Genomic DNA, 10029 nt, shown 5'->3' on the forward strand with positions numbered 1-10029 from the left:
CCGGCGGGGTCGTCGGCGTCGGGGGGCCCAGCCCGTCACCCGGTAGCCTGGTTGTCCTGCACTGCGCGGTCCACCCACCCGATGCGCAGTCGACACCCCGAGAGGAGCGCGCATGACGGGACACGACGCCGTCGACGAGGAACAGCGCCACCTCGGTCGTCTCCTCGATCGTCTCGAGGAACTCCGGACCGACACCCGGGCCCGCCTCGACGCCGTCCTCCGTGGCACGGGGGGAACGCCCCAGGCGCGGTCGGAGAGGGAGTCATTCGCCCGGCTCTACTCGTCGGAGTTGGCGGCCTTCAACGCGGCCAACCTGGGCCTGTACTTCGGACGTCTGGACATGGAGGACGGAGAGGTCCGGCGGATCGGGCGAGTGGGTCTGAGGGACGACGACGAGGACCTCACCCCGCTCCTGTTGGACTGGCGCGCAGACCACAGCCGCCCGTTCTACCTGGCCACCACCGCCCGTCCCGAAGGCGCACACCGTCGTCGTCATCTACGCACGATCGGCAGGCGGGTCATCGGGGTCCACGACGAGTACCTCACCGCACCGGTCGACGGCGAGGTTCCGGAGGACCACGACGACGTCGTGGGGGAATCCGCTCTCCTCGAAGCCCTGGACAGCGCGCGCTCCGGTCACATGACCGACATCGTCGCGACCATCCAACGCGAGCAGGACGAGATCATCCGCAACCCCCACGCCGGTGTCCTGGTGGTCCAGGGCGGGCCGGGGACGGGCAAGACCGCCGTGGCCCTGCACCGTGCGGCCTACCTGCTCTACACGCACCGCCGCAGGCTCGACCGCAGCGGAGTCCTCATCGTGGGGCCCAACGCGCGGTTCCTCGACTACATCGCGCGCGTCCTGCCCTCCCTCGGCGAGTCGGGCGTCGTCCTGCGCACACTCGCCGACCTCTACCCCGGCGTCCGCGCCACCGGTTCCGAGACGCTCCGCGGCGAGGAGGTCAAGGGTTCGGCGGACATGGTCGACATTCTCAAGGCCGCCGTCCGCGCCCGCCAGTTCGCCCCGGAGTCGGATGTGGAGGTGCGGTGCGAGGGACACGACCTCGTCCTCACGCCCGCGGCGGTCCGCGCCGCACGCGGACGGGCCCGGATGACGCGGCGACCACACAACCAGGCGCGCTCCACGTTCGCGGCGAGGATCATCGACGCGCTCACGGAGCAGTACGTGGCCTCCCTGACGGATCCCGTCGGGCACGCGGAGGATGCCGCCTGGTCCCCCGAGGGCGACGGGGTCGGGGATCTCGGGGATCCCGCCCGTCCACTGCTGGACGCGGAGGACCGGGCGGCGCTGCGCACCGAGGTCGAGAGTGCGCCGGAGGTCCTCGCCGCGATCGACGAGTGGTGGCCCACGCTGCGGCCGGAGCAGTTGTTGGCCGACCTGATCTCCAGCCGCGAGCGGATCTCCGAGGCGGCCGGCGACTACGTGGCCGAGGACCAGGAGGCCCTCTTCCGGGAGGACGGCGGGGCGTTCTCGGTGGCCGACGTCCCGCTCCTCGACGAACTCGCCGAACTACTGGGCGAGGACCCCGCCGCGGAGGCCAGCGAAGCGGACCGCGCATGGGCCGAACAGGTCCGGCAGGCGGAGGAGGCACTCGAGATCCTCACCGGGTCGGCGGTCCAGGACATCGAGGACGACCTGGACCCGGAGGTACTCATGGCCTACGACGTGGTCGATGCCGAGTCCCTCGCCAGGCGGCACAGTGCGGACTCGGACCTCACCGTCGCGGATCGCGCCGGCGCGGATCGGGCATGGGCGTTCGGTCACGTGATCGTCGATGAGGCGCAGGAGCTGTCCGCCATGGCGTGGCGCGTGTTGATGCGCCGCTCCCCCAACCGTTGGATGACCCTCGTCGGGGACGTCGCCCAGACCTCCAGCCCGGCGGGCATCGACTCGTGGGGGGACGCGCTGTCGCCCTATGTGGACGACCGGTGGGTCCTCTGCGAGCTCACCGTCAACTACCGCACCCCGGAGACCGTCTCCGCCGTGGCGGAGCAACTGCTCGCGCAGATCGACCCGGGGGCGACCTCACCACGCCCGGTACGTGCGGGGCGTCGGCCGGTCGCGTGGCTCGAGACCGAGACGGGCTCGGTGGGCCGGGTGGTGGCCGATGAGGTATCCCTCGTGCCGGAGGACCGTGCCGTGGCCGTGCTCCTTCCCGATGACCTCGGGCACGAGAACGCCTCCGGGATCGCCGCCCTCAGGGACACCGTGGCCGCGGCGCGACCCGACGCCTCGGTCCTCCCGCTGGCCCTGGCCAAGGGACTCGAGTTCGACGTGGTGGTGGTGGTGGATCCGGAGCACGTCCTCGGACGATCCCCGCAGGGGCTCCAGGATCTGTACGTGGGGGCCACTCGCGCCACCCAGGAACTAGTCCTCGTCCAGCCTGGTCGATTCGGCCCACTGCTCTCACGGATCCGCGAGACCGTCTCGGACAACGCAGAGGAGCTCAGCGCATGAACATCAACGTGATGCGCATCTCGGCCTCCTCGGCGTTGTGCGCACTCCTCGCGGTGAGCACGGGGTGCGCACCCGCGGACGAGGACACCGACCGGACCGTGAGGGCGGAGACCGCGGGGCAGGGTATCGAAGCCGCGGCCGAGGAGCCGGCCGACGGCAACACGAGGGGCCCCGCGAGAAACGGCAGCGAGCAGGACTTCCTCGACGACCTGACCGCGTTCGGCCTACCCCCGGAGATGACCGCGGCCACCACCGTCGAGGTGGGGATAGGAATCTGTCGGGGCATCTCCGACGGGGCCGACACCGACACGATCCTCGATCACCTCCGCCCGCTCACCAGCTCGATAGCCGCGCAGGATCCGGAGCGGGACACAGCTGAGGTGGGCCGGGCCCTCATCGACGCGAGCCGGGCCCACCTCTGCGGCTGAGCACACCTGGTCTACCGACTCAGGTGGTGGCGCTGACTCAGGTCGTGTGGACGATGAGCACGTCGCAGACGGCCCGGCGGGCCGCATCCGCGGGCACCGAGCCCAGGAGGCGGCCGGTCAGCGAGTTCAGGCCCTTGTTCCCCACGACCAGCAGATCCGCCTCAACCTCGTTGGCCAGTTTGATGAGTGATTCAACAGGCGCTCCCTTGACGGTGCGCGCCTCGACGGTGGACGCCCCGGCGGCGACCGCCCGGTCCCGGGCCGTCCGGACGATGTCCTCGGCCGGGTTGTCTCCGCGGATCTGATAGGCGTCGTCGCCGAGCTGATCGGCGGCCTGGCTGACCGAACGCGGATCGGCGGGCACATAGGCGCAGGCGATCACGAGCGTCGCGGACTCGTCGGCGGCAAGTGACGCGGCACGATCGACGGCCCGGTAGGACGACTCCGAGCCGTCCGTACCCACGACCACCTTCTTGTAGGCGCTCAATTCTCTTCCTCTCGTCGGCAACAAGTTCTACCCAGCGTAGTGCGCATGGGTCCCCGCCGCGCCCGGTAAGCGCGCGACGTCACAGCGACGGGTCAGTCGATACCCGCCTCACGCATCCCCTTGAGTTCCTTGCGCAGCTCGGCGATCTCGTCCCGGAGCCGACCCGCCAACTCGAACCGCAGGTCTGTGGCCGCCGACATCATCTGCTCGGTCATCTCCCCGATGAGCTTCTCGAGTTCCTTACGAGGCCGCGCCGACTCACCCGCCGCCCGTGCACCCACGAGCTCCGGCCGGTCCCGCGGGTCGGACGACGTCTCCCCGTTCTTCTCCTCCCCGACCCTGTCGAGGATGTCGGCGATCTTCCTCCGCAGTGGCTGCGGGTCGATGCCGTGCTCGGTGTTGTACGCGACCTGCTTCTCGCGCCGGCGGTCGGTTTCCTCGATGGCCTGTTGCATCGCGTCGGTGACGGAGTCCGCATACATGTGGACCTCGCCGGAGACGTTGCGGGCCGCACGGCCGATGGTCTGGATGAGCGAGGTGGCCGAGCGGAGGAAGCCCTGCTTGTCGGCGTCGAGGATCGCGACGAGAGAGACCTCGGGGAGGTCGAGTCCCTCCCTGAGCAGGTTGATGCCCACCAGGACGTCGTAATCACCGCGTCGCAGGTCCCGGAGCAGCTCCACCCGCTGCAGGGTGTCGATCTCCGAGTGCAGGTAACGCACACGCACGCCGAGTTCCAGCAGGTAGTCGGTGAGGTCCTCGGACATCTTCTTGGTCAGGGTGGTCACCAGTACCCGCTCGTCGCGATCCGCCCGGGCGCGGATCTCACCGAGGAGATCGTCGATCTGCCCCTTCGTGGGCTTGACGACGATCTTCGGGTCCACCAGCCCGGTGGGTCGGATCACCTGCTCGACGAACTCGCCCCCCGTCCGTCCCATCTCGTATTTGCCGGGGGTGGCCGACAGGTACACGGTCTGGCCGACCCGGTCGGAGAACTCCTCCCACGTGAGCGGTCGGTTGTCGAGCGCTGACGGGAGCCTGAAACCGAAGTCCACGAGGTTGCGCTTGCGGGAGGCGTCGCCCTCGAACATCGCGCCGATCTGGGGAACGGTCACGTGTGACTCGTCGATGACCGTGAGGAAGTCCTCGGGGAAGTAGTCGATCAACGTCGCCGGGGAGCTGCCCGCCGCGCGACCGTCGATGTGTCGCGAGTAGTTCTCGATCCCGGAACAGAATCCCACCTGCTGCATCATCTCGATGTCGTACGAGGTGCGCATCCGCAGTCGTTGCGCCTCCAGCAGCTTGCCCTGGTTCTCCAGCTCCGCCAGCCGTACCTCCAGTTCCTCCTCGATCGAGGCGATGGCCTTGGCCATGCGGTCGGGCCCGGCGACGTAGTGCGTGGCGGGGAAGATCCGTACCTCCTCGACCTTCCGGACCACATCGCCGGTCAGGGGATGGATGTAGTAGAGGGCGTCGACCTCGTCACCGAAGAACTCGATGCGCACCGCGAGCTCCTCGTAGGTGGGGATGATGTCGACCGTGTCGCCCTTGGCCCGGAACGTCCCGCGTGTCATCGAGACGTCGTTGCGCTCGTACTGCACGTCCACCAGCAGCCGCAGCAGCCGGTCGCGTTCGACCTCCTGGCCCACGGCCAGGGAGACGGACCTGTCCAGATAGGACTGTGGTGTGCCGAGGCCGTAGATGCACGAGACCGAACTGACGACGACGACGTCGCGCCTCGAGAGCAACGACGACGTCGCGGAGTGCCGGAGCCGCTCCACGTCGTCGTTGATGGACGAGTCCTTCTCGATGAAGGTGTCCGTCTGAGCGATGTACGCCTCGGGTTGGTAGTAGTCGTAGTAGGAGACGAAATACTCGACCGCGTTGTTGGGGAGCATCTCCCGCAGTTCGTTGGCCAGCTGCGCGGCGAGGGTCTTGTTGGGGGCCATCACCAGGGTCGGCCGCTGGACCTGCTCGATGAGCCAGGCCGTCGTGGCGGACTTGCCGGTACCGGTGGCCCCGAGCAGCACGATGTCCCGCTCCCCGCGCCCCAGCCGCTCGGTGAGCTCGGCGATCGCCGTCGGCTGGTCCCCGGACGGGACGAACTCACTGACCACCTCGAACCGGTCGGTGGTCCGCTCGACATCCCCGATGGGACGGAACTCGGAGTAGGAGAGGACGGTCGGGTCTGCGGGGATCCCGTCGTCGGGGATCTCGGTCGCGAAAGCCATACCGCAAGCTTACGAGTCGCCGCGCACCCCCGCCTCTCGACGAAAGACCTCCGGCGCCTCAGGTTGCTATTACTCTGCACTCGAGTTCCCCTCACTATGCTGCCCTCGTCTGGAGAAACCGTGTCCCGGAACACCCCTCGTCGTCGTCCCCGTCTCTTCCGTCGGACACACTCACCGCTCGCGGCGGGCACCGTCGCCGCTCTCGCGATCGGCGCACTGACAGTGCTGTCGCCGGTCGCGGCGGCCGCGCCGTGTGACCCGTGGCCCCCGGCCGGCGGGACCGGGGGGACCGGCGGATCGGGCTCCCTCTCCGGATCTGCTGCCACGCCGGTCGGCGCGCCTGCCACCCCGTGGGCGAACGGGGCAAGCGGCTACATCCCCGTCCTCCAGGGCCGCACCACGACGGTGGAACTGCTCACGGGACCCACGAGCCCCAACAAGACGGTCGAGCGGTTCGGGATCTCCGGGACCGACCTGGGAATCCTGTGGGAGAACGGGAACGCCTCGAACCCGCAGGTCATGATGGCACTGGGCGACACCATGGGCGACTGCGGTGTCCCGGGAGACCAGTGGCGTAGCAACATCCTCTTCCGCTCGTCCGACCGCACGCTGTCGAACGGGATGCGGATCGACGACGCCCCGATGGAGAGGGCCGGTCTGGCCAAGTCCATCCTCCCCCGCTCGAACCTGCCCGGCGAGGTGACCGTCATCCCCACCGCCGGTGTGGAGGTGGGTGGCACGCAGTATCTCCGGTACATGTCCGTCGCCAGTTGGGGCGCCCCCGGCGAGTGGGTCACCAACTACTCGGCGCTCGCGGCGTCGGGGGACAACGGGGAGAACTGGACCCCGGTGGCGGGCAGCGCCCGCACCGGAACCGGGAGCCCGCGACTCGTACCGGCGAACCTCGGCTCCCCGTTCACGACCCACACCGCCGGCCAGATGAGCGCGTTCCTCAAGCATGGCGGCTACGTCTACGAATACCTCACCCCGTCCGGCCGCAGTGGCGCGGTGACCCTCGCCCGGGTGTCCGAGGGATCGATCGAGGACATGTCGGCCTACGAGTTCTGGAACGGGTCCGGCTGGGGTCGTGACCACCGCTCCGCCGCGACCGTGATCCACCCCCGGGTGAGCGAACTGTCCGTGTCGTGGAGCCCGCGCCTGGGGCGCTTCATCGCGTTGTACACCAACGGGAACAACGACATCGTGATGCGGCAGGCCGCGACGCCCGAGGGGCCCTGGTCGGGCGAGGACATCCTGCTGTCGTACGCCCACGTGCCCACCTTGTACGGGGCGTTCATCCACCCGTGGAGCCCGGCTGTCGAGACGGTGGGGTCCGACCTGTTCTTCACCATGTCCACCTGGGACGCCTACAACGTCTTCCTCATGAAGACCGACCTGAACCAGATCCCCGCGCGGACCCTGCCGAGCGCGACCGCCCGGATGCGAGTCGCGGACGACAGCTGGACCCGCGACACCCCGGACCCGGCCGAGACCGGTGAGACCGTACTGGTCGACCGTCTCCCCATCCCGGGCGCCTGAGATGAGCCGCGCGCTACCGCGGCTGGCCGCGGCGGGTCTCATCGCGGTCACGGGATCCGTCGCGACGCTCACCACCACCGGGATCGGCACGGCCACGGCTGGTCCGTGCAGCGTGATGTTCGGCAACTTCGGGTCGCTGCTCGAGAACCACACCGGCGCCGGCATGGCAGGGGGTTCCCTGGGGTCACTCGGTTCGGGGTCCTCCGGGTCGCTCGGGTCCGCCTCGCGAGCCATGGGATCGGCGGACCGCTCGGGGTCACTCGTGCAGCAGCTCGAGACCGGGTCGCTGGGGAACGGACTCTCCGGCTCCCTCAACTCGGCCATCGGGTCCATCTACGGAATGCCCCCGTGGATCACCGGGGAGGAGGGCACCGTCCCCGTCCTCCGCGGCCCCACGCAGTTCCTCCAACTCGTCACCGGGCCCACGAGTCCCACCGAGTCGATCAGCCGCTACGGGGTGGCCGGAACCGATCTCGGCATCATGTGGGACAACGGGCACGCCACCGATCCGGAGATCCTCATGGCATTCGGGGACACCATGGGTGACTGCACAGTGCCCGGGAGCCAGTGGCGGTCGAACGTCCTGTTCCGGTCCGGCGACACCGACCTCGGCGACGGAGTGGGCATCGACTCCGCGGCGACCGGACCGGACGGCCTGGCCAAATCCATCGTTCCCCGCTCGGGACTTCCCGGGGAGGTCACGATCATCCCGACCGCGGGGATCTCGGTGAAGGGGGTCCAGTACCTGCGCTTCATGTCGGTCGCCCACTGGGGTCAACCGGGGTCGTGGACCACCAACTACTCGGGAGTGGCCTACTCGACGGACAACGGGGAGAACTGGACCGTCGTGCCCGCTCTGGCGCGGCCGATCACCTCCGCCGTCCCGGCCGGCGACGGCGCACCCCCCGTGGACGCCGCCTGGCGGGACTCACAGATGAGCTCCTACCTCAGGACCGGTGAGCACCTCTACGAGTACCTCACACCGTCAGGGCGTCAGGGATCCGCGATCCTCGCCCGCGTCCCGCTCGCCGGCTCCCCGTCGGCCGAGGACCTCGACGGATCCGGCGGAGCGGCGCCGACCGCGGGAATCCTCGATCCGGCCGCCTACCGGTACTGGGACGGCACGGACTGGGTGGGCGACCCGTCGAACGCCGAGCCGGTGTTGCCCCGCCCGGCCAGCGAACTCTCCGTGATGTGGAACGACTACCTGGGCAAATACACCGCGATGTACTCGCAGGGCTACAACTCCGTCGTGCTCCGCACCGCGGACCGGCCGGAAGGCCCCTGGACCGAGGCCACCACGCTCGTGGACTACTCCATGCTCCCCGGCGTCTACGGCGCGTTCATGCACCCGTGGGCCCAGGGTGAGGATCTGTACTACCTGGTCACCACGTGGAATGCGTACAACGTGTTCCTCGTGCGCACCAGGCTGTCCGAGGTCTTCCCGAGCACACTCCGCAGGACCGCGACTCCCGCAGGACCGGCCACCTCCGAGGTGATCAGGCACGTGCCGGTGTCCGAGCTCGTCGGCGGCGCGGTCCCGACGGAGTGAGGACGGCGGAGCGACCGGGGCGGGGTGACCGCTCAGCGGTCCGACACCTCACAGCGGGTCCGCTCCCACTCGCGGGTCTCCTCGCGGTCGGCCCGACGGAGGATCTCCGAGTACTCCACCCGCGCGCTCGGGTCCGAACCGATGGCCTCGGCCATCAGCAGGGCGAACTCGTGCTCCGGATCGTCCTCGGCGAGGATTGACACCTCGAGCGGCCGGGCGGGGTCACACCAGTGCAGGAGAGGACGTTCGGCGGAGCGGTCACGGACGTACCCCGCGCCGGTCAGCAGCGCCAGCGCACGCTCCACGGCCGCCTCGTTGCGCACCGTCACCTGCAGATCAACGATGTCCGGAGCATCGAGCCCGTCGACAGCGGTGGGGCCCACGTGATCGACACGTGCCGCGACATCCCCCAGCACGTGTCGCAGCCTCGCCGTCGCCCTCGCCGCCTCCGCCGCCCATTCCGGCCGGAACGGCACCACTGTGCGGTCGCCCACCACAGGTGTGCCCGTACGCAGGTTGTGCTCGAAAGGCTGCAGTCGTAACTCGACGAGCATCTGGACGATGTCCCGAACAGGTTCGCGGTCGCCGGAGTTGTCGATCAGGACATCGGCCTCCGCACGACGAGCCTCGTCGGTCGCCTGACGGGACATCCGCGCGCGGGCGTCGTCCGCCGGCATTCCGCGCTGCTCCACCAGTCGCCGGAGTCGGATCTCCGCCGGCGTGTCCACCACGATCACCAGGTGGTAGGCGGGAGTCATCCCGCCCTCCACCAGCAGTGGCATGTCGTGGACGACGATCGCGTCGTCAGGCGCCGAGCCGAAGAGTTCGGCCGTTCGCTCCCCGATCAGCGGATGGGTGATCGCGTTGAGTGCGGCGGTCCGCTCCGCGTCGACGAAGGCGCGGGCGGCGAGCGCAGCCCGATCGAGAGCACCGTCGGGCCCCACGATGTCGTCACCGAACTCGGCGACGAGCATCGCCAGACCGGGCGTGCCCGGCTCGACGATCTCCCTCGCGATCCGATCCGCGTCGACGATCACGGCACCGGCCTCCGCGAGCACTGTCGTCACCGTCGACTTGCCGGCACCGATCCCACCGGTCAGACCCACCATCAGCATGAGTCGGAGTCTAGGTGACCGTGGGCTCCACCGGCCGACGCGGCATCACCCCCCAGCGGTCTCGCAGATCACCGGACGCGCCCGGCCCCTCGTCCGCGGGTGACGCGGACTGCGGGTCGGCCCACGGGGCAACCGGTGTAAATAGACCACGGCCCCGGGCGTTGTCCCACCGAAGTGGGACACCGTCCCCGGGGCCGTGGC

8 protein-coding genes are annotated in these 10029 nt (G+C 69.5%); 4 read left to right on the forward strand and 4 right to left on the reverse strand.

What is annotated here, in order from left to right; all coding sequences use genetic code 11:
- The first annotated feature begins 112 nt into the window (after positions 1–112).
- On the forward strand, positions 113–2479 hold the full coding sequence (locus tag G6027_RS07905; RefSeq protein ID WP_182636697.1) for an ATP-binding domain-containing protein: 2367 nt from the start codon (positions 113–115) through the stop codon (positions 2477–2479).
- Entirely contained in the window at positions 2476–2907 is a 432-nt protein-coding gene (locus G6027_RS07910; protein ID WP_182636698.1) for a DUF732 domain-containing protein, read from the forward strand. Before G6027_RS07905 ends, G6027_RS07910 begins: the two co-directional genes overlap by 4 nt.
- Positions 2908–2944: 37 nt before the next feature.
- Here the strand turns inward: G6027_RS07910 and G6027_RS07915 are convergent, their stop codons facing one another.
- Entirely contained in the window at positions 2945–3394 is a 450-nt protein-coding gene (locus tag G6027_RS07915) for a universal stress protein (protein ID WP_182636699.1), read from the reverse strand.
- Between the two features lie 92 nt (positions 3395–3486).
- Complete coding sequence (uvrB, locus tag G6027_RS07920; RefSeq protein WP_182636700.1) at positions 3487–5622, reverse strand: excinuclease ABC subunit UvrB; 2136 nt, start codon at positions 5620–5622, stop codon at positions 3487–3489.
- 120 nt (positions 5623–5742) lie between these two features.
- Here uvrB and G6027_RS07925 point away from each other — a divergent pair, with 120 nt between their 5' ends.
- Both G6027_RS07925 and G6027_RS07930 read left to right on the forward strand, forming a co-directional pair.
- A complete protein-coding gene (locus tag G6027_RS07925) occupies positions 5743–7161 on the forward strand; it encodes a DUF4185 domain-containing protein (protein ID WP_346995659.1) in 1419 nt (472 codons plus the stop codon).
- Position 7162: 1 nt separating this feature from the next.
- On the forward strand, positions 7163–8713 hold the full coding sequence (locus tag G6027_RS07930) for a DUF4185 domain-containing protein (RefSeq protein WP_182636702.1): 1551 nt from the start codon (positions 7163–7165) through the stop codon (positions 8711–8713).
- 32 nt (positions 8714–8745) lie between these two features.
- Here G6027_RS07930 and coaE read toward each other — a convergent pair whose 3' ends face one another.
- The gene (coaE, locus tag G6027_RS07935) at positions 8746–9828 is read right to left on the reverse strand and encodes a dephospho-CoA kinase (protein ID WP_182636703.1); all 1083 of its coding nucleotides are present in this window, start codon (positions 9826–9828) and stop codon (positions 8746–8748) included.
- A gap of 10 nt (positions 9829–9838) precedes the next feature.
- Positions 9839–10029, reverse strand: a 191-nt coding sequence (locus tag G6027_RS18405) for a hypothetical protein (RefSeq protein ID WP_206682477.1), incomplete at its 5' end; no start/stop codon positions are given.

It is taken from the genome of Dietzia sp. SLG310A2-38A2 (assembly GCF_014145095.1).
In the GTDB taxonomy this organism is placed as follows: Bacteria; Actinomycetota; Actinomycetes; order Mycobacteriales; family Mycobacteriaceae; genus Dietzia.

Coding starts and splice junctions, on each gene's coding strand:
- G6027_RS07930 (WP_182636702.1), top strand. CDS start 7,163: ATGAGCCGCGCGCTACCGCGGCTGGCCGCGGCGGGTCTCATCGCGGTC.
- coaE (WP_182636703.1), bottom strand. CDS start 9,828: ATGCTGATGGTGGGTCTGACCGGTGGGATCGGTGCCGGCAAGTCGACG.
- G6027_RS07905 (WP_182636697.1), top strand. CDS start 113: ATGACGGGACACGACGCCGTCGACGAGGAACAGCGCCACCTCGGTCGT.
- uvrB (WP_182636700.1), bottom strand. CDS start 5,622: ATGGCTTTCGCGACCGAGATCCCCGACGACGGGATCCCCGCAGACCCG.
- G6027_RS07910 (WP_182636698.1), top strand. CDS start 2,476: ATGAACATCAACGTGATGCGCATCTCGGCCTCCTCGGCGTTGTGCGCA.